At 76.0% G+C, this 22,017-nt stretch carries 22 protein-coding genes; 18 read left to right on the forward strand and 4 right to left on the reverse strand.

The window, feature by feature from the left end:
- Positions 1 to 3 precede the first annotated feature (3 nt).
- The 10 genes from K1Y72_RS26005 to K1Y72_RS26050 all read left to right on the forward strand — a co-directional run bounded on the left by K1Y72_RS26005 (position 4) and on the right by K1Y72_RS26050 (position 9,785).
- Positions 4 to 924 carry a 2-hydroxyacid dehydrogenase gene (locus tag K1Y72_RS26005; RefSeq protein ID WP_220169101.1) on the forward strand — a complete coding sequence of 307 codons (921 nt, stop codon included), beginning with the start codon at positions 4 to 6 and terminating at the stop codon, positions 922 to 924.
- A 14-nt stretch (positions 925 to 938) separates the two neighbouring features.
- Positions 939 to 1,871, forward strand: a complete 933-nt coding sequence (locus tag K1Y72_RS26010) for an LLM class flavin-dependent oxidoreductase (RefSeq protein WP_220169102.1) — start codon at positions 939 to 941, stop codon at positions 1,869 to 1,871.
- Entirely contained in the window at positions 1,868 to 2,839 is a 972-nt protein-coding gene (locus K1Y72_RS26015; protein ID WP_220169103.1) for a quinone oxidoreductase family protein, read from the forward strand. Before K1Y72_RS26010 ends, K1Y72_RS26015 begins: the two co-directional genes overlap by 4 nt.
- Positions 2,829 to 3,839, forward strand: coding sequence for an amidohydrolase family protein (locus K1Y72_RS26020; RefSeq protein WP_220169104.1), 1,011 nt, complete (start codon positions 2,829 to 2,831; stop codon positions 3,837 to 3,839). Before K1Y72_RS26015 ends, K1Y72_RS26020 begins: the two co-directional genes overlap by 11 nt.
- On the forward strand, positions 3,826 to 4,119 hold the full coding sequence (locus tag K1Y72_RS26025) for a NifU family protein (protein ID WP_220169105.1): 294 nt from the start codon (positions 3,826 to 3,828) through the stop codon (positions 4,117 to 4,119). Before K1Y72_RS26020 ends, K1Y72_RS26025 begins: the two co-directional genes overlap by 14 nt.
- Positions 4,116 to 4,934: an IclR family transcriptional regulator gene (locus tag K1Y72_RS26030; protein WP_220169106.1), complete on the forward strand. Its 819-nt coding sequence runs from the start codon at positions 4,116 to 4,118 to the stop codon at positions 4,932 to 4,934. Before K1Y72_RS26025 ends, K1Y72_RS26030 begins: the two co-directional genes overlap by 4 nt.
- A complete protein-coding gene (locus K1Y72_RS26035; RefSeq protein WP_220169107.1) occupies positions 4,931 to 5,815 on the forward strand; it encodes an NmrA family NAD(P)-binding protein in 885 nt (294 codons plus the stop codon). Before K1Y72_RS26030 ends, K1Y72_RS26035 begins: the two co-directional genes overlap by 4 nt.
- 130 nt (positions 5,816 to 5,945) lie before the next feature.
- Positions 5,946 to 7,310 carry a cupredoxin domain-containing protein gene (locus K1Y72_RS26040; protein ID WP_220169108.1) on the forward strand — a complete coding sequence of 455 codons (1,365 nt, stop codon included), beginning with the start codon at positions 5,946 to 5,948 and terminating at the stop codon, positions 7,308 to 7,310.
- Positions 7,307 to 8,890, forward strand: coding sequence for an MDR family MFS transporter (locus K1Y72_RS26045; RefSeq protein ID WP_220169109.1), 1,584 nt, complete (start codon positions 7,307 to 7,309; stop codon positions 8,888 to 8,890). Before K1Y72_RS26040 ends, K1Y72_RS26045 begins: the two co-directional genes overlap by 4 nt.
- Before the next feature lie 58 nt (positions 8,891 to 8,948).
- Positions 8,949 to 9,785: an NmrA family NAD(P)-binding protein gene (locus K1Y72_RS26050; RefSeq protein ID WP_220169110.1), complete on the forward strand. Its 837-nt coding sequence runs from the start codon at positions 8,949 to 8,951 to the stop codon at positions 9,783 to 9,785.
- A 19-nt stretch (positions 9,786 to 9,804) separates the two neighbouring features.
- On the opposite strand, the gene K1Y72_RS26055 is transcribed toward K1Y72_RS26050, so the two are convergent.
- The 4 genes from K1Y72_RS26055 to K1Y72_RS26070 are packed head-to-tail and all read right to left on the reverse strand — an operon-like array spanning position 9,805 to position 13,143.
- The gene (locus K1Y72_RS26055) at positions 9,805 to 10,572 is read right to left on the reverse strand and encodes an ABC transporter permease (protein ID WP_220169111.1); all 768 of its coding nucleotides are present in this window, start codon (positions 10,570 to 10,572) and stop codon (positions 9,805 to 9,807) included.
- On the reverse strand, positions 10,569 to 11,351 hold the full coding sequence (locus tag K1Y72_RS26060) for an ABC transporter permease (RefSeq protein ID WP_220169112.1): 783 nt from the start codon (positions 11,349 to 11,351) through the stop codon (positions 10,569 to 10,571). The genes K1Y72_RS26055 and K1Y72_RS26060 overlap by 4 nt, the downstream gene beginning before the upstream one ends.
- Positions 11,348 to 12,148: an ABC transporter ATP-binding protein gene (locus tag K1Y72_RS26065; protein WP_308287235.1), complete on the reverse strand. Its 801-nt coding sequence runs from the start codon at positions 12,146 to 12,148 to the stop codon at positions 11,348 to 11,350. Before K1Y72_RS26065 ends, K1Y72_RS26060 begins: the two co-directional genes overlap by 4 nt.
- Positions 12,145 to 13,143, reverse strand: coding sequence for an ABC transporter substrate-binding protein (locus K1Y72_RS26070; protein WP_220169113.1), 999 nt, complete (start codon positions 13,141 to 13,143; stop codon positions 12,145 to 12,147). The genes K1Y72_RS26065 and K1Y72_RS26070 overlap by 4 nt, the downstream gene beginning before the upstream one ends.
- A gap of 142 nt (positions 13,144 to 13,285) precedes the next feature.
- On the opposite strand from K1Y72_RS26070, the gene K1Y72_RS26075 reads away from it, so the two are divergent.
- From K1Y72_RS26075 to K1Y72_RS26110, 8 genes are all read left to right on the forward strand, one after another.
- Positions 13,286 to 14,488, forward strand: a complete 1,203-nt coding sequence (locus K1Y72_RS26075) for a Rieske 2Fe-2S domain-containing protein (RefSeq protein WP_220169114.1) — start codon at positions 13,286 to 13,288, stop codon at positions 14,486 to 14,488.
- A gap of 102 nt (positions 14,489 to 14,590) precedes the next feature.
- On the forward strand, positions 14,591 to 15,886 hold the full coding sequence (locus K1Y72_RS37355; RefSeq protein ID WP_220169115.1) for a peptidase dimerization domain-containing protein: 1,296 nt from the start codon (positions 14,591 to 14,593) through the stop codon (positions 15,884 to 15,886).
- The gene (locus K1Y72_RS26085; RefSeq protein ID WP_220169116.1) at positions 15,876 to 16,832 is read left to right on the forward strand and encodes a DODA-type extradiol aromatic ring-opening family dioxygenase; all 957 of its coding nucleotides are present in this window, start codon (positions 15,876 to 15,878) and stop codon (positions 16,830 to 16,832) included. The genes K1Y72_RS37355 and K1Y72_RS26085 overlap by 11 nt, the downstream gene beginning before the upstream one ends.
- A complete protein-coding gene (locus K1Y72_RS26090; protein ID WP_220169117.1) occupies positions 16,829 to 17,689 on the forward strand; it encodes an alpha/beta fold hydrolase in 861 nt (286 codons plus the stop codon). The genes K1Y72_RS26085 and K1Y72_RS26090 overlap by 4 nt, the downstream gene beginning before the upstream one ends.
- Positions 17,686 to 18,474, forward strand: coding sequence for an alpha/beta fold hydrolase (locus K1Y72_RS26095; protein WP_220169118.1), 789 nt, complete (start codon positions 17,686 to 17,688; stop codon positions 18,472 to 18,474). Before K1Y72_RS26090 ends, K1Y72_RS26095 begins: the two co-directional genes overlap by 4 nt.
- Before the next feature lie 26 nt (positions 18,475 to 18,500).
- Positions 18,501 to 19,361 (forward strand): alpha/beta fold hydrolase, encoded by an 861-nt coding sequence (locus tag K1Y72_RS26100; protein ID WP_220169119.1) that lies wholly within the window; start codon positions 18,501 to 18,503, stop codon positions 19,359 to 19,361.
- Positions 19,362 to 19,383: 22 nt separating this feature from the next.
- Positions 19,384 to 20,355: an MBL fold metallo-hydrolase gene (locus tag K1Y72_RS26105; RefSeq protein ID WP_220169120.1), complete on the forward strand. Its 972-nt coding sequence runs from the start codon at positions 19,384 to 19,386 to the stop codon at positions 20,353 to 20,355.
- Position 20,356: 1 nt separating this feature from the next.
- The gene (locus K1Y72_RS26110) at positions 20,357 to 21,916 is read left to right on the forward strand and encodes an FAD-dependent monooxygenase (protein ID WP_220169121.1); all 1,560 of its coding nucleotides are present in this window, start codon (positions 20,357 to 20,359) and stop codon (positions 21,914 to 21,916) included.
- The last annotated feature ends 101 nt before the right edge of the window (positions 21,917 to 22,017 follow it).

The following is a 22,017-nucleotide window of genomic DNA, read 5'->3' on the forward strand; positions in this document are numbered from 1 at the left end:
GCCATGATCGTGCTGCTGCCGGGCGACGCGCCCCCCGACGCCCTCGGCCCGCTGCCCGGCGGCGTGGAGCTCGCCGTCCTGGACCGCGAGGCGCCCGCCGCCACCGAGTTCTGCGTCCTCGACCCGCGCCTGCGCGACCGCTTCGCGGCCGTGCTGCCCGAGCTCACCGGCCTGAAGGTCGTGCAGACCCTCAACGCCGGCGTGGACTGGGTGCCGAAGCTCCCGGACGGCGTCACGCTCTGCAACTCCGGGACCGTCCACGACGGCCCGGTCGCCGAGTGGATCGTGGCGGTGCTGCTCGCCACCAACAAGGAGCTGCCCCGCTACCTGGACCGCCAGCGCGCGGGGGAGTGGGACGCCGCGGGCAACACCGCGCACGCCGCCGGTCCCGGCTCCGCCGACCTCGCCGAGCAGCACGTCCTGGTCATCGGGCACGGCTCGATCGGGCGGGCGCTGGAGCGGCGCCTCGTCCCGTTCGGCACCCGCGTGACCGGCGTCGCCCTGCACCCGCGCGACGGCGTGCACGGCCCGGACGAGCTGCCGGACCTGCTGCCGCAGGCCGACGCCGTCGTGCTGCTCGCCCCCGCCACCGACCGCACCCGCGGCATGGTCGACGCGGCGTTCCTGGACCGGATGCGGCCCGGCGCGCTGCTCGTCAACGCCGCCCGCGGCGCGCTGGTCGACACCGGCGCGCTGCTGGACGCCCTGCGCGCGGGCCGCGTCCGCGCCGCCCTCGACGCCACCGACCCCGAACCGCTGCCCGCCGGGCACCCGCTGTGGAGCGCGCCCGGCGCCCTCATCACCCCGCACGTCGCCGGCTCGTCCGCGCACTGGCGCGGCCGCGCCTACCGCATGGTCGGCGAGCAGATCCGCCGCCACGCCGCGGGCGAGCCGCTCGCCCACGTCCGCCGCCACGGCTACTGATCAGGAGACCCCGCATGACCAACCCGATCGGCGTCCTGCTGCCCAACGGCGTGCCCGGCTGCTCCGGCGAGACGCTGCGCACCTGGATCACCGAGATCGACGACGGGCCGTTCAGCTCGCTCGGCGTCGCCGACCGCTACGTCTACGTCAACCACGAGATCATGATGACGCTGGCGGCGGCGGCCGCCCTCACCCGCCGCGTCCGGCTGCTGAGCGCCGCGCTGCTCTCGCCGCTCCGCCCGACGCCGCTGTTCGCCAAGCAGGCCGCCACCCTCGCGCTGCTCGCGCCCGGCCGCGTCACGCTCGGCGTCGCCATCGGCAACCGCACCAACGACTACGAGGCCGCCGGCATCCCCTGGGAGCGGCGCGGCCGCATCCTGGACGAGCAGCTCGCCGCGCTGGAGGACCTGCGCGACCTGAAGGGCGAGGACAACCGCGTCGGCCCCGAGCTCGGCGCCCTGGAGGTGCTGATCGGCGGCGCGTCCGACCCGGCGCTGCGCCGCCTCGTCGCGCACGGCGACGGCCTCGTCAGCGGCGGCCTGCGGCCCGAGGTGTTCGCCTTCGAGGCGTTCGCGACCGTCAAGGCGTGGGAGGGCGCCGGGCGCACCGGCCGCCCCCGGCTGGTGGCGAGCACCTGGTACGCCTCCAGCGAGAAGACCGACGACCTGGCCGCCGCCCGTCTCGCCTCCTACCTCAAGCACGGCGGCCCGCCCGAGCACGTCATCTCCGGCATCGCCCGCGGCCGCGACGGCATCGAGGCCGCCGTGCGCGGCTACCGCGACCAGGGCGCCGACGAGGTGGTGTTCTTCCCGCTCCTCGACGACCCCGCCGAGCTGGACTGGCTCGCCGGCGTCGTCGCGGACCTGCCCGACATCGAGCGCGGCGAGCCCCACCCCGACTTCTCGCTGTTCGCCGACACCCCCGGCATGGGCGGGCGGCACGCGTGACCGCCGCGCCGCCCGCCACGATGCGCGGCCTGCGGGTCGGCGCGTTCGGCCGCGTCCCCGAGGTCGCCGCCGACCTGCCGAGGCCCGCCGCCGGCCCCGGCACCACGCTCGTGCGGATGGCCGCGGCCGCGCTCGGCCACCTGGACCGCAGCGTCGCTTCGGGCACGTTCCCGCGCCGCCCGCCGCTGCCGTACGTGCCGTGCGGCGACGGCGCGGGCTGGGTGGAGGAGTCGGCCGCGTTCCCGCGCGGCGCCCTGGTGTGGCTGCGCGGCGGCGGCCTCGGCGTCGCCCGCGACGGTGTCGCCGCCGAGTACGCCGCCGTCCCCGACGAGGCGGTGCACCTCGCGCCGGACGGCGCGGACCCGCTGCTCGCGGCCTGCTTCTTCTCGCCCGCGACGTCGGCGCACCTGTCGGTGCACGAGCTGGCGGACGTTCGCGCCGGGCAGCACGTCCTCGTCACCGGCGGCGCGGGCGCCGTCGGCTCCCTCGCGGTGCAGCTCGCGCTGCGGGCGGGCGCCGACGTCACCGCGCTGGTATCGAGGCCCGAGCGGGCGCCGCTCGTCCCGGACGGCGCGCGCGTCCTCGTCGGCGGCGTCGACGGGGGCGCCGGCGACGGCCCCTACGACGCGCTGGTCGAGACCGTCGGCGGCCCCGGCCTGCCGGCCCGGCTGGACGCGGTACGGCCCGGCGGCGTCGCCGTGATCGTCGGCTACACCGCCGGGACGCGCGTCGAGCTGGACCTGCCGGCGCGCTGCGTCCACGACGTCGACCTGCGGTTCCTCAACATGATCCGGCGCGCGCCGCAGGCGTTCGCGCTCGCGGACGGCCTCCTGTCCCGCCTGTCGGCGGGGGACCTCACCCTCGCCGTGGACCGCTACCGGCTGGACGAGGCGGCCGCCGCCTGGCAGGCCCTCGCCGCCGGCGGCGCGCGGGGCCGGGTGGTGCTGGAGGCGACCGGTGATCGATGACGTCTTCGTGTTCGACCTGGTCGTGCACCTGCACGACATGAGCGAGGCGAACCTGCTGGCCGGGGCGCCGTGGGCGCGGCACGTCCGCGGCATGTCCCTCGGCCTCGGCGACGCGCTGCGCGCCGTGCACGGCGACCGCACCGCCTTCGACACCCGCCTCGCCGCCGAGACGATGGGCGCGATGGTGTTCGGCGACCCGCCCGGCACCGAGCCGACGGACGTGGCGATGGCGCAGGTCGTCCCGGTCTTCGACTGGTACGACGACTGGTGGGCGCCCGTCGAGCTGCAAGCGGAGTTCGCCCGCGCCTACCCGGGCCGCGCCCTGTTCTGCGGCGGCGTCGACCCCGGCCACCGGGGCGTCGCGGCCGCCCTGGAGCACCTGGAATGGCAGGTCACCGAGCTCGGCGCGGTCTCGCTGAAGTTCTACAACGGGCACGTCGAGCGCGGCTGGCGCTGCGACGACGAGAAGCTCGCCTACCCGATCTACGAGCGGGCCCGCGAGCTCGGCATCACCGTCCTGCAGTTCCACAAGGGCAACCCGTTCGGCACCGAGAACCTCGAACAGCTCCACCCCGGCGACCTCCAGGCCGCCGCCCGCGACTTCCCCGACCTCACCTTCGTCGTCCACCACCTGGCGATGCCCTACTTCGACGAGTGCGTCAACATCGCCGCCCGCTTCCCCAACGTCCACCTCGCCCTGTCCGCGACCGTCAACTTCCTGCCCGTCCGGCCCCGGCTGATCCAGCGGCAGATGGGCGAGCTGCTGGCGAGCGTCGGCGCCGACCGGCTGCTGTGGGGCTCGGAGGCCGCGCTCGCCGGCCCGCCCCGCCCCTACCTGGAGGCGTTCATGGCCCTGGAGATCCCCGACGACCTGCGCGCGGGCTACGGCTACCCGCAGATCACCCTCGACGACAAGCGCAAGATCCTCGGCCTGAACGCCGCCCGCCTGTTCGGCGTCCCGGTCCCCGGCGCGGAGGGGGAGGCCGATGGGCGACCCTGACGGCCCCGACGTCCCGGCGGTCGTCGGGGCGCTGAACACGGTGCTGCGCGGGCACGGCGGCGGCGTCCGCCTCGTCCGCGACGGCGCCGTGCCCGCCGTCCGCTACACCGGCATGTGCGCGGGCTGCCCCGGCCGCCCCGCCTGCCACGAGGGCCTCGTCGCGCCCGCCCTGCTCGCCCTGCCGGGCGTGCGCGGCGTCGAGGCGCCCGGCACCCGCCTGGACGGGACGGCGCGCGACCTCCTGCAGCAGTTCACCCGAGCCGAGGGAGGCTCAGCATGATCACCGCGTCCGCCGTCCGCACCGTCCCCGCCCTCGCCGCCGTTCCGGGCGGCGAGGCCGACACCGACTCCGTCCTCGGCAAGGTCCGCCTCATCCTGGAGGCGTTCGGGCCCGACGACGAGGCGCTGTCGCTCGCCGAGCTCGTCCGCCGCACCGGCCTCCGCAAGGCCACCGTGCACCGCCTCAGCCAGGAGCTGGTCGCCTGGGGCGCCATGGAGCGCGCCGGGCTCGGCTACCGCCTCGGCCTGCGGCTGTTCGAGCTCGGCCAGCGCGCGCCGCGCCGCCGCGTCCTCCGCGACATCGCGCTGCCCTACCTGGAGGAGCTCGCCGAGGCCACCCGCGAGACGGTGCACTGCGCGGTCCGCGACGGCGGCGAGGTCCTCTACATCGAGAAGCTCGGCGGTCACCGCAGCGTCGCCCGCCCGTCCCGCGCCGGCGGGCGGATGCCGCTGCACTGCACGGCGACCGGCAAGGTGCTGCTCGCCCACGCCCCCTCCCGCCTCGTCGAGGAGCTGCTCGCCGGGCCGCTGCCGCGCCTCACCGGCCACACCGTCGTCGCGCCGCGGCTGCTCCGCACCGAGCTCGCCCGCATCCGCCGCGACGGGTACGCGGTGGAGAGCGAGGAGACCCGCGTCGGCTACCTGTCGGTCGCCGCGCCGATCCGGGCCTGCCGCGGCCACGTCGCCGGCGCCGTCTCGGTCGCCGCGCCCACCTCCCGCAGCCGGCTCGGGCGCCTCGTGCCCGCCGTCCTCGCCGCGACCGAGAAGGTGTCGCGGCGCCTCGCCGAGCACGAACGAGAGAGGGAGGAACAGTGATCGTGGTGACCGGGCCGACCGGCAACGTCGGCGCCGAGATCGTCCGGCTGCTCGCCGGCGAGGCCGCCCCCGGCCCCTACCGGGTCGCCGCCCACGACCCCGGCCGCATCGCCCGCGAGTACGGCGAGGACGTCCCGGCGGTGGCGTTCGACTACGACGACCGCGCCACCTGGCCCGCCGTCCTGGACGGCGTGCGGACGCTGTTCCTGCTGTTCCCGCTGCCGCACCCGCGCACCGTCAAGACCCGCATGATCCCGTTCATCGACGCCGCCGTCGCCGCCGGGTGCGAGCACATCGTCTACATCACCGTGCCCGGCGCCGACCGGCTGCGGTTCGTCCCCCACTACGCCGTCGAGCGGCACATCGAGGCGACCGGCGTCGGCCACACGTTCCTGCGCTGCGGCTACTTCTCGCAGAACCTGTGCCGCGCGATCTCCACCCACGGCGTCGACATCATGGACCACGGCGAGATCTTCATCCCGGCGGGGCGCGGGCGCACCACGTTCCTGGACGCCCGCGACGCCGCCGCCGTCGCCCTCGACCTGCTCACCGGCCCGGCCCTCGAGGGCGGCGCGGCCCACACCCTCACCGGCCCCCGCCGGCTGGACTTCGACGAGGCCGCCGCCGTCCTCGCCGACGTCCTCGGCCGCCCCGTCCGCTACGCCCGCCCGTCCTACCCGCGCTTCTGGCGGCGCCTGCGCAGCCGCGGCGTCACCCGCGACACCCTGCTGTTCATGACGATCGTCTACACGCTCACCCGCACGGGCCGCAACGAGCCCCTCACCGGCGAGCTCGCGGCCCTCCTCGGCCGCGACCCGACCCCCTTCGAGCAGTGGGCCCGCGACTACAAGGACCGCTTCGAGCACCGCGCCTGGACCTGACCCCGCCCGGGTCCGCTGACCAGAACACCGCCCTGCCCGGCGCGCCCGGCACCGCCCCATCATGGCGGCGCCGGGACGCCCCCGCCGTCCCGGCTTCGGGGATCCCTGCCACGCCGAACCGAGGACGGTGATGTCGTCGATGACCACCGACGGCCCCACGCCCGACACGCCCGCACCCGATGACCGCGAGCCGGTCGCCTACCTGGGGCTGCCCGCGCGGCTCGCCCCCGCCCCGGACGGGCCCGCCGCCCCCGGCCCGACCCTGTACCGGACCGCCGGGGGCCTCGTCGCGGACGGCCTCTCCCCGAGCGCCGGTCCCGGCCGCCTGCTGCGTGTCGGCGCCTCCCCGCACGCGCCGGCCGGGACCGTGCGCGCCCGCGACGGCCTCGCCGAGTCCATCGTGATGGGACCGGTCACCGTCGCCCTGGACAGCCACCCCGCCATCGCCTACGGGCTGCGCGCCGGGCTGCTGGAGGCCGCCGAGGAGCCCGGCGGCGCGCCCGCCGGCGTCCGCGTCGAGGTGGACGGCCCGGCCGCGCTCGGCGTCGCCTGCACGGTCCGGCCCGCCCGCGACGCCGACGAGGCGCCCGCCTCCCAGCGCGTCCTGTACGGCTGGTTCCTCGGCATGCCGCTCGTCCACAACGTCGCGGTGCCCGGCTACTACGGCGGCACCGCGCCCGACGAGCCCGACCCCGCGCTGCCGTCCATGCGCTGCTACCTGACCGCGCCCGTCGACGAGGCCGCCCCCAGCTCGCCGGTGCGCCGCGTCCCGACCGCCGGCGGCATGCGGACGCTGCCCTCGCACCAGAACACCACCGACAAGCACCCCGGCCCGCAGCCGCACAACAACTACGGCTACTTCGTCGTCCCCGGCCCGGCCGCGACCGAGGACACCGTCCGGTCCCGCCCGGCCCCGCCCGACGGGCTGCCCGCCGAACCGCTCGCCTACGCCATGCGGCTCGGCGGCCGCTGGACCGGCCTGAACAACCACCTCGTCATCGAGCACGGCGTCGCCACCGGCCTGCTCGCGCTCGTCCCGCTGGAGTACGGCGGGCAGATGTGGACGTCGTTCCCCGGCCGCACGCAGCTCGCCGTCGAATGCGAAGGCAGCGGCGTCGTCCCCGACGAGGCGCCCGCCCGCCTCACCGAGGGCACGCTCGACATCAAGAAGGCCGACCTGGACCTCATGGGCCACCGGCCGAACAGCCCCGCCGCGCCCGGCGCCCGCCGCATCCCGGTGTCCTGCGCGGGCCTGGCGTTCCGCCCCGACCGGCTGCGGGTGCGGGCCGGCGAGGACGTCGCGATCGAGCTGACCGCCACCGACGTCATGCACAACCTGGAGATCGAGGACCTCGGCTTCTACGTGCAGGCCGACGCGGGCGAGACCGCCGTCGGCGGCCTGCGCGCCGACCGCCCCGGCACCTACGCCTTCCACTGCTCGCTGATGGCGCACCGCGCCGCCGGCATGACCGGGACGCTGGTGGTGGAGCCGTGACCGCCCTCGCGCCCGTCCCCGCCGAGGCGCCGCTGCCCGGCCGCCGCCAGACCCTCGTGGTGTTCGGCGGGCTGCTGCTCGCCCTGCTCGTCGTCGGCCTCGACCAGACGACCGTCGCGGTCGCCGCCCCCACCATCGTGCAGAAGCTCGGCGGCCTGAGCAGCCTGCCGTGGGTGTTCAGCGCCAACCTGCTCGCCGCGGCCGCCGCCGCGCCCCTGTTCGGCAAGCTCAGCGACCTGTACGGGCGGCGCCCGCTGTTCCTCGCCGCGCTCGCGGTGTTCGTCGCCGGGTCCCTGGCCTGCGGCCTCGCCCAGAACACCGGGCAGCTCATCGCGTTCCGCGCCGTGCAGGGCGTCGGGTCGGGCGGCATGACGGCCATGGTCGTGGTCGTCGTCGGCGCGCTCACCGGCCCCCGGTCCCGCGCCGCCTACCAGGGCTACATCGGCGCCGAGCTCGCCGTCGCGCAGGTCGTCGGGCCCTGGCTCGGCGGCTACCTCACCGACCACGCGAGCTGGCGGTGGGTGTTCCTGCTCAACGTGCCGGTCGGGCTCGCCGCGCTCGCCATCGCCTGGCTGACGCTGCGGGTCCCGCGCGCCACCGTGCGGCCCGCCATCGACTGGCTCGGCGCCGCGCTGCTGGTCGGCGGGCTGGCGAGCCTGCTGCTCGCGCTGTCGTGGGGCGGCTCCAAGTACGCCTGGTCGTCCGGTCAGGTCGTCGGGCTGCTGGCGGCGGGCGTCGCGCTGCTCGCGGCGTTCGGGTTCGCCGAGAGCCGCGCCGCCGAGCCGATCGTCCCCCTGGCGTTCTTCCGCAACCGGGTGTCGGCGGTCGCGCTCGTGCTGATGCTGCTGGTCGGCATGAGCCTGTTCAGCCTCACCTTCTACATGCCGGCGATGCTCCAGATCGTCATCGGCGTCAGCGCCACCGACTCGGGCTTCCTGGTGCTGCCGCTCCAGCTCGGCGTGCTCGCCACCTCGATCGCCTCCGGGCACGCGGTGGCGGCGACCGGCCGGTACCGCTGGTGGCCGGTCGCGGGGACGGTCGTCGCGGCGGCCGGCGTGTTCCTGCTGTCGCGGATCTCCCCGGACACCGGGCAGGCGACGGCGCTGCTGTTCATGGTGGTGGTCGGGCTCGGCCTCGGCTGCCTGGTGCAGCTCCTCGTCGTCGTCGCGCAGAACGCGGTGGACCGCCGCGACCTCGGCAGCGTCACCGCGTCGGCCGGGCTGTTCCGCATCCTCGGCGGCGCGGTCGGCGCGGGCGTGTTCGGCGCGATCCTGAACGCCCGGCTGCCGGACGCCGTCGCCGCGCACGTCCCGCGCGGCGCCCTGCCGCCCGGGATGCCGGTCGGGTTCCTCACCCAGAACCCGGCCCAGGTGAAGAAGCTGCCGCCGCCCGCGCGGACCGGGCTCGCCGCCGCGTTCGCCGACACCTTCCACGTCATCTTCCTGGCGGCGCTGCCGCTCGCCGCCCTCGCGATCGTCGCGGCCCTGCTGCTCAAGCAGATCCCGATGCGCGACGACGCGGAGGACGCCGGGCCCGCCGAGGACGCCGGGACGGTCCCGCCGGCGGTCGTGGAGGACTGACGCGCGCCCCCATGTTCCCCCAGGTCGGAGCCGGGGTAGGGCTCCGGTCGGGGGGAACATGGGGGAGCAGCGTGTCGTGGTGACGGGCGCGACCGGCAACGTCGGCCGGTACGTGCTGGAGGATCTCCGGGAGCGGGGCGTCCCGGTGCGGGCGGCGACGCCGCACCCGCGAGGCGGGGCCGCCCGGTTCGACTGGACGGACGCCGCCACCTGGCGGCCCGCGTTCGAGGACGCCTCGGCGGTGTTCGTGGTGCGGCCGCCGCAGCTCTCGGACGTCGCCCGCGACATGGTCCCGGCGCTGGACGAGGCCCGCCGCCTCGGCGTGCGGCGCTTCGTCCTGCTGTCGCTCCAGGGCGCCGAGCGCAACCCCGTCGTCCCGCACCACAAGCTGGAGCGGTACCTGCGCGCGACCGGCGACGGCTGGACGTTCGTCCGCCCGTCGTTCTTCATGCAGAACCTCAGCACCACCCACGCCGCCGACGTCCGCGACCACGACCGGATCATCGTCCCGGCGGGCGGCGGCCGGACCGCGTTCGTGGACGTGCGCGACGTCGCGGCCGTCGCCGCCGCCGCGCTCGCCGACGACGCCCACGCCGGCCGCGCCTACACCCCGACGGGTCCGGACGCCCTCACCTACGACCAGGTCGCGTCCGTCCTGTCGGCCGAGCTGGGCCGCCCCGTCGACTACGTGCGGCCGTCCGCGCTCCAGTACTGGTGGCACGCCCGCCGCACCGGCATGCCCCCGGCGATGGCCCTGGTCACCCTCGGCATCTACACCACCGCGCGCCTCGGCCTCGCCGCCGGCCTCACCGGCGACGTCGAGCGCGTCACCGGCCGCCCGCCCCGCGCCCTGGCGCGCTTCGCGCACGACGAGCGCGCCGCCTGGCTGCGCTGACGCTCGTCCGCCAGGCCGGTCAGGCCGCCTGCTCGGGCGCCCAGCGCAGCAGGCGGCGGCGGGCGAGCAGCAGCAGCGCGTCCAGCGCGAAGCCGAGCAGCGACACCGCCGCCACCGACACGTACAGCCGGTCGGTCTCCAGCTGCCGCCAGCCGGCCACCATCAGGTGGCCGAGGCCGTCGCTGGAGGCCACCATCTCGCCGATGTAGACGCCGATGACGGCGCCGACCAGCCCGATCCGCGCCCCCGACAGCAGGCCGGGCAGCGCGGCGGGCAGCACGACGCGCAGCGCGACGGCCGCCCGCGAGGCGCCCGCGGCGCGCGCCGACCACACCAGCGGCACCGGCACCTGCGACGCGGCCGCCGCCGTCGCGGCGGCGATCGGGAACACCGCCTCGGCGAAGCCGAGCGCGACCTTGGCGCCCGAGCCGAGCCCGAGCAGGATGACCAGCGCGGGGAACAGCGCGATCTTCGGGGTGGCGAAGCCGAGCCCGACGAGCGGCCGCAGCGCCGCCCGCGCCGTCGCCGAGCGGCCCATCGCGAGGCCCATGGCGGCGCCGGCGGCGAGCGCGAGCGCGAACGCCGCGAGCGTCCGGCCGAGGGTGACGCCGAGCTCGTGCGGCAGCGTCCCGTCCCGCCACAGGGCGGCGGCGGCGCGCGCCACCGCGCCCGGCGCGGGCAGCACGAACGGGTCGGCGAGCGCCCCGGTCGCCGCGGCGGCCCACCAGGCGCCGAGCACCGCGAGGACCGCGAGCAGCGGCCCGCAGCGGGCGAGCAGCCGGCTCATACCTCCCCCTCCCACCACGGCAGCAGCCGCCGGACGGCGAGCGCGTACCCGGTGTCCAGCACCAGGCCGGTCGCGGCGACCAGCACGGTCACCGCCCACACCCGCGTGTACTCGCCGATGTCGTAGGCGTCGAACAGGTAGGCGCCGACGCCCTGCCCGCGCACCAGCAGCTCCGCGCCGACCAGCGTGAACAGCGACACCGCGAGCGCGATCCGCAGCCCCGACAGCACCTGCGGCAGCGCGGCGGGCAGCACCACCGCGGCGAGCCGCCGGACCCGTCCCGCGCCCGCCGCGCGCGCCGTCCAGAGCAGCCGCGGCTCGACGCCGGCGGCCCCGTGCGCCGCCGACACGGTGAGCGGGATCAGGCAGCCGAGCGCGATCACCGCGACCCGCGCGGTCTCGTCCGCCCGCCCGGCCGGCATCCGCTGCCCGAGGACGAGCAGCAGCGGCACGACGAGCGCGACCTTCGGCACCGGGTACAGCAGCGCGAGCAGCGGCTCGACGAGGCGGCGGAGCAGCGGCGCCCGCCCCATCGCGACGCCGAGCGGGACGCCGGCCAGCACCGCGCAGCCGAGCCCGGCCGCCCACCGCGCCGCCGAGACCGCGAGCTGGTCGCGGAAGGCGGCGTCGCCGAGCACCGCCGCCGTCCCGGCGAGCACCCGCGACAGCGGCGGCAGCGACGCGTCCGGCGCGAGCCCGAGCCGGGGCGCGGCCTCCCAGCAGCCGCAGAGCACCGCGACCGACGCGGCCGACACCGCGAGGCGCCGCGCCGGGCTCATGCCGCCCCGCCCGCGCGCAGCAGCTCCCAGACGCGGGCGTGCAGGGCCGGGTAGGCGGGGTCGGCGAGGACCTTCTCGCGGTCGCGCGGCCGCGCGAACCCCGGCTCGATCACCTCCAGCACCCGCGCGGGGCGCCGCGACAGCACCACCACCCGGTCCGACAGGTACAGGGCCTCCTCCACGCTGTGGGTGACGAACACCACCGTCTTGCCCGTCCGCTCCCAGACGGCGAGCAGCTCCTCCTGGAGCAGCGCGCGGGTCTGGGCGTCCAGCGCGCCGAACGGCTCGTCCATCAGCAGCACGTCGGGGTCCTGCGCGAGCGTCCGGGCGATCGCCACCCGCTGCTTCATGCCGCCCGACAGCTCCGCCGGGTAGAGCCGCGCCACCTCCGCGAGCCCGACCGTCTCCAGCAGCCGCGCGGTCGCGGCGGGCCGCTCGGCGCGCGGGACGCCGCGCCGGGCGAGCGCCCACGCCACGTTCCCGGCGACCGTCCGCCAGGGGAACAGCGCGAACTCCTGGAAGACGATGCCGCGGTCGGGGCCGGGCGCGGTCACCGGCCGGCCGTCGCAGTCGACGGTGCCGCCGCTCGCCGCGACGAACCCGCCGATGATGTAGAGCAGGGTGGACTTCCCGCAGCCCGACGGGCCGACCAGGCTGACGAACTCGCCGGGCCGCACGTCCAGGTCGACGCCGCCGATCGCGCGGACGGTGCCGCGCCGCCGGCCGGTGTACTCCTTGGCGACGCCGGCGAGACGCAGCTTGGGCCGCGTCCCGCCCGGCGGCCCGGCGGCCGTCACGCGCCGTCCCGCAGGGTGAGCGACGGGTCGGTCTGCGCGGCCGCGTCGAGCTTCTCGTGCAGCACCCCGGCGCCCTGGAAGAAGTCCCAGGTGGCCTGGAGCGCGGCGACGTCCACCGCGCCGCCCGCCGGCCGGTGGTAGTCCTGGCGGGTCATCAGGTAGCCGCGCAGCGCCCCCGCCGGAATCTTGGCGATCTTCGCCTCGGCGGCGATGACGGCGTCCCGGTGGGCCGGGTCGGCGACGTACCGCGCGACGGCGGCGAAGTCCTTCATGAAGCAGCGCGCCGCCTCCGGGTGGGCCTTGACGAACCGCCGGTTGAACACCTGGAGGAGCTGCGGCATGTTGTCGTGCACGTCGGCGACCTGGAACAGCGGCCGGAACCGCCCGGTCGCCATCGCCTTGGCGTAGAAGGGCTGCGCGAACACGCCGGCGTCCACCCGGCCCGAGGCGAGCGCCTCCTCCTGCTGGGCGTAGGGCAGCTCGGGGTTCTGGTAGTCCTTGCCGGCCCGCAGCCCCGCCCGCTCCTGGAGGTAGCGGACCTGCACGTAGTAGGTGGGGGTGCCGATGCCCGCCGTCGCGACCTTGCGGCCCCGCAGGTCGGCGGCCGAGCGGACCGGGCCGTCCTTGCGCACCAGCCAGGTGGTGGTGAAGTTCGGCTTGCGCTCGGCGAACATCTCCCCGGCGACGACCATGCCGGCGCCCTTCTCCACCGCCGCGCCGACGGCGAGCGCCCCGACGGTCGCGCCGTCCAGCGTTCCGGCGGCGAGCTCCTGCGCGCCCTGCGCGGTGTTGGTGAGCTGCTTCCACACCGGCCGGTAGCAGCGCCCCTGGTTCGGGGCCGCGGCGGGCAGCGCCTGCATCACGTACTTGATCTCGTCGCCCGGCACGCCCCAGGCCATCCGGAGGGCGACCGGGCCGCTCCCGCCCGAGGATCCGCCGCAGCCGGCGGCCAGCGCCGCGACCGCGGTCCCGGCGAGGAGGGCCTTCATCCGCATGTGCTCGTCTCCCTCCGCGTCCGGGCCCGTCCGGCCCGGTGCGAAGAGTCTCGGTCGGCCGCTGGAACGTCCCAAGACGGCCGTTCCGTTGGACGGACCCCGTTCCTTGGATCGGAGCAGGTCACGGGCCGACGATCGTCGCGTGACACGAGCCGATTCGCAGACACGGAGCCGGGCGCCGGGCCGTCAGGACTGGTCCACCTGGCCGCACTACAACGCCGCGGCGGCCGGGTTCCGCGGCTACTGGTACCCGGTGACCTGGTCCAGCCACGTCACCGGGAAGCCCACCGGGATCCGGCTGTGCGGGGACGCGATCGTCCTCGTCCGCGACAGGGGGACGGTGCACGCGCTGCACGACCGCTGCCCGCACCGCGGCGTCCCGCTGTCGCTCGGCCGCCGCGAGTTCCCCGGCACGCTGAGCTGCGCCTACCACGGCTGGACGTTCGACCTGGCGGACGGCGACCTCGTCGCCGCGATCACCGACGGGCCGCGGTCGCCGATCTGCGGCAAGGCCCGCGTCGCGACCTACCCCGTCGCCGAGCGCCTCGGCATGGTCTGGGTGTACGTCCCGATCGCCGGCGAGGACGCCCCGCCGATCGACGAGCAGCTCCCCGAGGAGCTCGTCGGGACGCCCTTCGTCATGGGCGGCCGCATCGACGACCGCACCGGCAACTGGCGGTTCGCCTGCGAGAACGGCTACGACGAGGGCCACGCCAAGTACCTGCACCGCACGTCGCTGTGGCGCCTGTTCAAGGCGATGCCGACGTGGAACGTGACACGCATCGAGCAGCGCGGCCGCTGGATCTACCGCCGCCAGCTGGAGCAGTACTGGGAGGCCGACTTCCCCGGCCTCGGCCGCTGGACCAACAAGCGCTGGTGGAAGCTGTCGCCGCCCGCCGCCAAGGACGGCGCCGCCTCCAACATCGGCAACACCGGCGCCGCGAAGAAGGTCGACCCGGTCATCGCCGCCCAGGACTTCCCCGGCTTCGCGTCGGTGTCGATGCCGGGCGTGCTGCGCATCGCCTACCCCGGCTTCATCCACTACGAGTTCTACGTGCCCGTCGACGCCGACCACCACCGCTACGTCGGCGTGATGGTCAACTTCCTGGAGGGCGCCGCGACCGCCCGCTTCTACCTCAAGTACCTCGGCTGGATCCGGTGGCTGTTCCACGGCCAGTTCTCCGGCCAGGACGCCTGGATGGTCGACGTCACCGACGCCCCGCCCGAGAAGCTCTACCGCCCCGACGTGTCGCTGACCGCCTGGCGGGGCCTCGCCGAGAAGGACTACACCGCCAAGCTCGCCGCCGTCGAGAACCCCGCCGCCCCCAAGAACAAGGACGCCTGACATGCGCGCCCTCCTCCTCACCGCCCTCCTCGCCGCCGCCGGCACCGCCGGCTGGCGCTGGGCCCGCCGCCACAGCCGCACCCAGGTCCACCGGATCAACCAGTGAGCTGGACGGAGGCGGCGCGCGCCCGCATCGACCGGGCGCGCCTGCGCGAGCTGGTCTGCGGCCTGGTCGCCATCCCGAGCCCGACCGGCGACGAGGCGCCGCTCGCCCGCCACGCGGCGGCCGAGCTCGCCGCCGCCGGGCTGCGCGCCGGGACGCTCGACATGGACGACCGCCAGGCGTCCGCCTGGGCCCGCCTGCCCGGCGCCGGCCACGGCCCCGACCTGCTCCTCTACGCCCCCGTCGACACCCTGACGGCGGGCCGCGCCGACGCCGACGTCCCCTGGATCGGCCCGGAGCTGCGCCCCGACACGCGCCCCGAACCGGCCGTCCACGGCGACCTCGTCACCGGCCTCGGCGCCGGCAACCCCAAGGGGCACGCCGCCTGCGTTATCGCGGCCGCCGAGGCGATCGCCGCCGCCGGCGTCCCCCTCGCCGGAGACCTGCTCGTCGGGCTCGGCGCGGGCGGCATGCCGACGAACGCCCTCGCCCTGGACGGCGACCCGCGCCGTCACACCGGGCAGGGCGCGGGCTGCTCGTTCCTCCTCGAACAGGGCCTGTGGGCCGACCACGCCGTCATCGCCAAGCCCGGCTGGACGGTGTCGCACGAGGAGGTCGGCCTCGCCTGGTTCGAGGTGACCGTGCACGGCACCCACACCTACGTCGGCAGCCGCCACCGCCTGCCCTACCGCAACGCGATCGTGGACGCCGGGCGCGTCGCCGCCGCCCTGGACGGCTGGTTCGCCGAGTTCGCCGACCGGCACACCGCCGGGACGGTCGCGCCGCAAGGCGTCGTCGCCGCCATCGAGGGCGGCTGGATGCGGATGGCCGCCGTGACTCCCGCCGCGTGCCGCCTGCGCTGCGATCTGAGGTTGCCGCCGGACCTGTCCCCGATGCAGGCCAAACGCGAGTTCGCCCAGGCGATCGACGCCATCGCCAAGGAAACGGGTGCGGACCTGGACTGGGACATGGTCCTCGCCATCCCCGGCACCCGCACCGACCCGGCCGACCCCGTCGTCACCGCGACCGTCGCCGCCTGGGAGGAGGCCGCCGGCGCCGCGTTCGCGCCGGTCACCGGCAACTCCGGCGCCACCGACGCCAATATCCTGCGCGCGCGCGGCGTCCCGACCGTCCGCGTCGGGATGCCCAAGGTGCGCACGGACGCCCTGACTCCCGATCCGTCCGCCGATTTCCAGATGGGCATGAACACCGTGGACCTCACCGAGATGGAACGCCTCACCCGGCTGCTCGTCCGGGTCGCCGTCGACGTGATCGGGGTGACCGATGCCCGGTGAGATCGTGCTCGGCGTCGGCGCCTCCCACAGCACGCTGATGAACACCCACTGGGACCAGACCCGCGCGAAGGAGGAGGCGACGCGGTTCCGCGACGGGCTGCGCGAGGCCCGCGACCTCATCGCCGCCGCCCGCCCCGACACCGCGATCATCGTCGGCTCCAACCACTTCCGCGGCATGTGGCTCGACCTCGTCCCCGCCTTCACCATCGGCGTCGGCGAGTGCGTGGCCAGCGGCGAGTCCGGCACCCCGAAGGGGCCGCAGCCGGTGGACGTGCCGCTCGCCCGGCACCTCGCCGAGCAGCTCGTGGACGGCGGCTTCGACCCCGCCTTCTCGGCCCGCCTCCAGATCGACCACGGCCAGTCGCACGCCGTCCAGTACCTGCTGGACGGCCTGGACGTGGACCTCGTCCCGCTCGTGGTGAACGTGTTCGCGCCGCCGCTGCCGACCACCGCCCGCTGCCTGGACCTCGGCGCGGCGCTGCGCGCGGCCGTCCGCTCCTTCCCCGACGACCGGCGCGTCGCCGTCATCGGCTCCGGCGGCCTGTCGCACCGGCTGCCCTGGCCCGACTGGCGCGCCCCCGAGGGCGACGACGAGGAGTTCATGGTCGAGGCGTGGCTGAACGGGCGCGGCGACTGGTCCCGCTACGACACCCGCCGCCGCGAGATCATCCGCGCCGCGCCGAGCGTCATCACCCCCGAGTTCGACGCCGAGTTCCTGCACCTGCTGGAGACCGGCCGCACCACCCGCGTCGGCTGGCTCAGCACCGCCGACCTGGAGCGCGAGGCCGGCAACGGCGCCCAGGAGGTCCGCACCTGGCTCGTCATGGCCGCCGCCCTCGGCCACGCGCCCGGCCGCACCCTCGCCTACGCCCCCGTCCCCGACTGGCTCACCGGCATGGCCGTGGCCGTCATCGACCCCGCCGCCCCCGAGGAGACCCGCGCATGACCATCTGGACCGAGCTGACCGGCGTCGACGTCGCCCAGACCTTCGTCGACGCGGGCGGCGTCACCACCCGCGCCGTGCAGGCGGGCCCGGCGGACGGCCCGCCGGTCGTGTTCCTGCACGGCACGAGCGGGCACCTGGAGGCGTTCGTCCGCAACCTGCCCGCGCACGCCGCCGCCGGGTACCGCTGCCACGCGATCGACATGCTCGGGCACGGCTACACCGGCAAGCCCGACCACCCCTACGAGATCCCCCGCTACGTCGAGCACCTCGCCGCCTACCTGGACGCCGCCGGCATCGGCCGCGCGCACCTGGTGGGGGAGTCGCTCGGCGGCTGGGTCGCCGCCTGGCTCGCGTCCGAGGACCCCGGGCGCGTCGCGTCGCTGCAGCTCCTGGCGGCCGGCGGCACCAAGGCCGACCCGAAGATCATGGAGCGGATCCGCACCTCCACCCGCCGCGCCGTCGAGACCGACGACATCGACCTCACCCGCGCTCGCCTGCACCTCCTCATGCACGACCCCGAGCGCGACGTGTCCGAGGAGCTCGTGGAGATCCGGCACCGCATCTACCACCGGCCCGACTTCGTCGCCAACGTCGGCAACCTGCTCTGCCTCCAGGACATGGAGACCCGGCAGCGCAACCTGCTGCGCCCCGACCGCCTCGCCCGCATCACCGCGCCGACGCTGGTGGTGTGGGGCCGCAACAACCCCTTCGGGGAGGTGCCCGAGGCCCGCGCCATGCACGAGGCGATCCCCGGCTCGCGCCTGGAGCTGTTCGACGACTGCGGCCACTGGCCCCAGCACGAGCGCCACGAGATCTACAACCCGCTGTCGCTGGAGTTCCTCAAGGCGGCCTCGTGACCGTGCCCGCGACGACGTTCGGCTACGCGGCGACGCCGCGCGGCCGCGTCCACTACGCCGAGCACGGCGCCGGCCCGCCCGTCGTGCTGCTCCACCAGTCGCCGCGCTCGTGGGACGAGTTCCGCGAGGTGCTGCCGATCCTCGGCGCCCGGCACCGCGCCATCGCCCCCGACCTGATCGGGTTCGGGGCGTCCGCGCGCGGCGCCGAGCACTCCATCGCCTCCTACGCCGCCGGCGTCCTCGACCTGCTCGACGCGCTCGGCCTGGAGACGGTCGACCTCGCCGGCCACCACACCGGCGGCGTCGTCGCCTTGGAGGTCGCCGCCGCCGCACCCGCGCGCGTCCGGCGGCTGGTGCTGTCGTCCACCCCCTACCTGGACGCGGCGGCGCGCGCGCGCCGGAAGGACCGTCCCGCCGTGGACGAGGTCGCCGAGAAGCCCGACGGGTCGCACCTCACCGAGCTGTGGAACCGGCGCACCGCGTTCTACCCGCCGGACCGCCCCGACCTGCTGACCCGCTTCGTCCGCGACGCCCTGGCCGTCTGGCCCGACGTCGAGGCCGGCCACCGGGCCGTCAGCGCCTACCGGATGGAGGAGCGCATCGGCCTCGTCGGCTGCGCGACGCTGTGCGTCGGCGCCTCGGCCGACCCGTTCGCCTTCCCCGACCTGGAACCGCTCGCCGCGCACCTCGCCGACGCCGCCACGGCCGTCATCGAGGGCGGCATGGTGCCGCTGGAGTACCAGGCCGGCCCCTTCGCGCACCTCGTCCTGGACTTCCTGCGCTGACCCCGACCCCTTCTGGAGGAACACCCATGCTGGGACGGACCGAACCGCCGCCGGGCGCGTTCGTCGAGGCGGGCGACGTCACCTACCACCTCATCGAGATGGGACAGGGCGCCCCGACCTTCTTCCTGCACGGAGGCGGCCCCGGCTGCACCGCCTGGAGCGACTTCGGCCAGGTCGCGCCGCTGTTCGCCCGCGACCGGCGCTGCCTGCTGCCCGACCTGCTGCAGTACGGCCGGTCCGACAAGTGCACCATCACCGGGCCGATGTGGGACTTCCACGCCGCCCGCACCGTCGACCTGATGGACGCCCTCGGCATCGAGCGCGCCGACTTCGTCTGCAACTCCTGGGGCGGCACCATCGCGCTGAACCTCGCCGCCGAGTACCCCGAACGCGTCCGGTCCCTGGTCGTCACCGGCTCCATGCCGGTGTTCTACGGGCCGCTCGCCCCGCTGCCCGAAGGCGGCCGGCGGGGACGCAACGCGCGCGACGCCTACTACGGCGGCGACGGCCCGTCCTGGGCCAAGATGCGCGACCTCATCGCGCGCCTGGAGTGGTACGACCCGGGCGCCGTCCCCGACGAGACCGTCACGATGCGCTACGAGCAGAGCCTCGACCCCGACGAGATGGCGCTCGCCGCGCGCTCCGACAGCCCGCGCGGCGACTGGCAGGACCTCACCGGGCGGCTCGGCGCCATCGAGGCCCCCACCCTGTTCTGCTGGGGCATGCAGGACGCGTTCCTCACCCCCGACTACCCGCTGATGCTGGCCCGCATGGTGCCGCGCGGCCGCCTTTACGTCATGGACCGCGCGGCGCACCATCTGCAGGAAGAGCGCCCGCACGACTACCACGCCGCCGTCGCCGCCTTCCTGGACCGCGACGGCGCGTGACCGCGCCCGTCCCCCCGACCCCATGGGAGCTCCACCCGTGAAGCCCTTCGCCTCCTCCGCCGACCTCACCGAGAAGCAGCAGAGCCTGGAGGTCCTCGCCGACGGCGTCTACGCCCTCACCGCCGAGGGCGACCCCAACGTGGGCGCCGTCGAGGGCGAGGACTTCGTGGTCTGCTTCGAGGCCCTCGCGACGCCCGCCGCGGCCCGCGAGTGGCTCGCCCGGCTGCGCGAGCACACCGACAAGCCCGTCCGCTACCTGGTGCTCTCGCACTACCACGCCGTCCGCGTCCTCGGCGCGAGCGCCTTCGACGCCGACGTGATCGTCGCGCACGACCAGACCCGCGCGCTGATCGCCGAGCGCGGCGCCGAGGACTGGGCGAGCGAGTACGGCCGGATGCCGCGCCTGTTCAAGGACCCCGACTCCATCCCCGGCCTCACCTGGCCGACCGCCACGTTCAACGACCGGTTCACCATCCACCTGGGCGGCGACCGCGGCACGCTGGAGCTGCTGTACTGCGGGCGCGGCCACACCGAGGGCGACATCGTCGCCTGGCTCCCGCGCCACAAGATCCTGTTCGCCGGGGACCTGGTGGAATCCCAGGCCGCCCTGTACACCGGCGACGCCTTCCACCGCGACTGGGCGGCCGGCACCCTCGACCGCGTCGCGGCGCTCGGCGCCGAGGCCCTCGTCGGCGGCCGCGGCGCCGTCGCCCGCGGCCGGGACGCCGTCGACGCGGCCATCGCGCAGACCCGCGGCTTCCTCACCGTCATGATCGAGCGGGTCGGCGCCGTCCAGGCCCGCGGCGGCACGCTCAAGGAGGCGTTCCAGGAGGTGCACGCCGAGCTGGAACCCCGCTACGGCCGCTGGCCCATCTTCGAGCACTGCCTGCCGTTCGACGTCGCGCGCCTCTGGGACGAGCTGTCCGGCACCGAGCGCCCCCGCGTCTGGACCGCCGAGCGCGACCGCGCCGTCTGGGCCGAGCTCCAGGACTGACATGGACCCCGTCATCATCGTCGGCGCGGGCCCGGTCGGCCTCGCCACCGCGCTGTTCCTGGCCCGCCACGAGGTGCCGTCGACCGTCCTGGAGGCCGCCGCGCGCCGCGACGCCGTCGGGTCCAAGGCGATCTGCTTCCAGCGCGACGTCCTGGACCTCCTCGGCCGCCTCGGCCCCGCCCGCGCGCTCGTCGACCGCGGCGTGACCTGGACGACCGGGCGCACCTACTACGGCGACCGCGAGCTGTTCTCCGTCACCTTCCCGAGCCCCGACCCGGGCGCCGTCCCGCCGTGGATCAACATCTCGCAGACCGAGGTCGAGGCCCACCTCGCCGCGCTCGTCGCCGCGCAGCCCCTCATCGACGTCCGCTTCGGGCATCCCGTCATCGGGCTCCGCGACACCGGCGACGGCGTCGAGGTGGACGCCGCGACCCCGCACGCCCGCATCGGCCTGTACGGCAGCCACGTCGTCGGCACCGACGGGGCGCGCAGCACCGTCCGGCAGCTCCTCGGCGTGGACTTCCCCGGCCGCTCCTTCGCCGACCAGTTCCTCATCTGCGACATCCGCGCCGACCTGCCGTTCCCCAGCGAGCGGCGGTTCTTCTTCGACCCCGCCTGGAACCCCGGCCGCCAGGTCCTGCTGCACCAGTGCCCCGACGGGGTCTGGCGCATCGACTGGCAGGTCCCCGCCGACTACGACCTGGCCGCCGACCGCGCCTCCGGCGCCCTCGACGCCCGCATCCGCGCGATCACCGGCGACGCCCCGTACGAGGTGGTGTGGGCCAGCGCCTACCGCTTCCACGAGCGGTGCGCCGCGACCTTCCGCCGCGGCCGCGGCCTCCTCGCCGGCGACGCCGCCCACCTGTACGCGCCGTTCGGCGCCCGCGGCCTCAACTCCGGCCTCCAGGACGCCGAGAACCTCGCCTGGAAGCTCGCCGCCGTCCGGCACGGCCATGCCCCGGACGCCCTCCTGGACTCCTACGACGCCGAGCGCCGCGCCGCCGCCGCCGAGAACCTGCGCGTCACCACCCGCACCATGGAGTTCCTCGTCCCGCAGGACGACGACCAGCGCCACCGGCGCACCACCGCGCTGAAGGCCGCGCTCGCCGACCCGGACGCGCGCGCGTCCATCGACTCCGGCAAGCTCGCCGAACCGTTCTGGTACCTGGACTCGCCGCTCACGACCCCCGCCGGGTCCCTTGCGGACTTCCCGACGGAGCCGGGCGCGGCCCGCCCGCCCGTCCCCGGCGTCCTCTGCCCGGACGGCCCGTGCGACAGCGGCACGCGGCTCCGCGACCTGTTCGGCGACGGCTTCACCGTCCTGGTCGCCGACGCCGCCGACCGCGCGGCGGCCGAGCGCGACGCCGCCGGCGTCCCCTTCCCGGCCCGCGTCCACGCCCTGCCGGACCTGGACCCCGCCGGCGCCCTCGCCGGCGCCCTGGACGCCACGGACCGCAGCGTCCACCTCGTCCGCCCCGACGGGCACCTCGCCGCCGTCCTGCCGCGGTACGAGCCCGCCGCCTTCACCGCCGCGCTCCGCCGCGCCACCGGCCGTCCCTGAGGCCGCCGCCGCTTCGCCGGGTCCGTGGGGCATCATGGAGACGGCGAAGCGGCCGGGCCCTCCTTCACAGGGCCCGACCGCTCCGTCCTTACCGTTGCCTG

The organism is Actinomadura parmotrematis (assembly GCF_019458805.1).
Classification (GTDB): Bacteria; Actinomycetota; Actinomycetes; order Streptosporangiales; family Streptosporangiaceae; genus Spirillospora; species Spirillospora parmotrematis.

Bases quoted from the DNA above. Each gene is read 5' to 3' on its own strand.
- K1Y72_RS26110 (WP_220169121.1), top strand. From the start codon at position 20,357: ATGGACCCCGTCATCATCGTCGGCGCGGGCCCGGTCGGCCTCGCCACC.
- K1Y72_RS26030 (WP_220169106.1), top strand. From the start codon at position 4,116: ATGATCACCGCGTCCGCCGTCCGCACCGTCCCCGCCCTCGCCGCCGTT.
- K1Y72_RS26005 (WP_220169101.1), top strand. From the start codon at position 4: ATGATCGTGCTGCTGCCGGGCGACGCGCCCCCCGACGCCCTCGGCCCG.
- K1Y72_RS26040 (WP_220169108.1), top strand. From the start codon at position 5,946: ATGTCGTCGATGACCACCGACGGCCCCACGCCCGACACGCCCGCACCC.
- K1Y72_RS26055 (WP_220169111.1), bottom strand. From the start codon at position 10,572: ATGAGCCGGCTGCTCGCCCGCTGCGGGCCGCTGCTCGCGGTCCTCGCG.
- K1Y72_RS26090 (WP_220169117.1), top strand. From the start codon at position 16,829: ATGACCATCTGGACCGAGCTGACCGGCGTCGACGTCGCCCAGACCTTC.
- K1Y72_RS26105 (WP_220169120.1), top strand. From the start codon at position 19,384: ATGGGAGCTCCACCCGTGAAGCCCTTCGCCTCCTCCGCCGACCTCACC.
- K1Y72_RS26010 (WP_220169102.1), top strand. From the start codon at position 939: ATGACCAACCCGATCGGCGTCCTGCTGCCCAACGGCGTGCCCGGCTGC.
- K1Y72_RS26025 (WP_220169105.1), top strand. From the start codon at position 3,826: ATGGGCGACCCTGACGGCCCCGACGTCCCGGCGGTCGTCGGGGCGCTG.
- K1Y72_RS26050 (WP_220169110.1), top strand. From the start codon at position 8,949: ATGGGGGAGCAGCGTGTCGTGGTGACGGGCGCGACCGGCAACGTCGGC.
- K1Y72_RS26070 (WP_220169113.1), bottom strand. From the start codon at position 13,143: ATGCGGATGAAGGCCCTCCTCGCCGGGACCGCGGTCGCGGCGCTGGCC.
- K1Y72_RS26100 (WP_220169119.1), top strand. From the start codon at position 18,501: ATGCTGGGACGGACCGAACCGCCGCCGGGCGCGTTCGTCGAGGCGGGC.
- K1Y72_RS26060 (WP_220169112.1), bottom strand. From the start codon at position 11,351: ATGAGCCCGGCGCGGCGCCTCGCGGTGTCGGCCGCGTCGGTCGCGGTG.
- K1Y72_RS26085 (WP_220169116.1), top strand. From the start codon at position 15,876: ATGCCCGGTGAGATCGTGCTCGGCGTCGGCGCCTCCCACAGCACGCTG.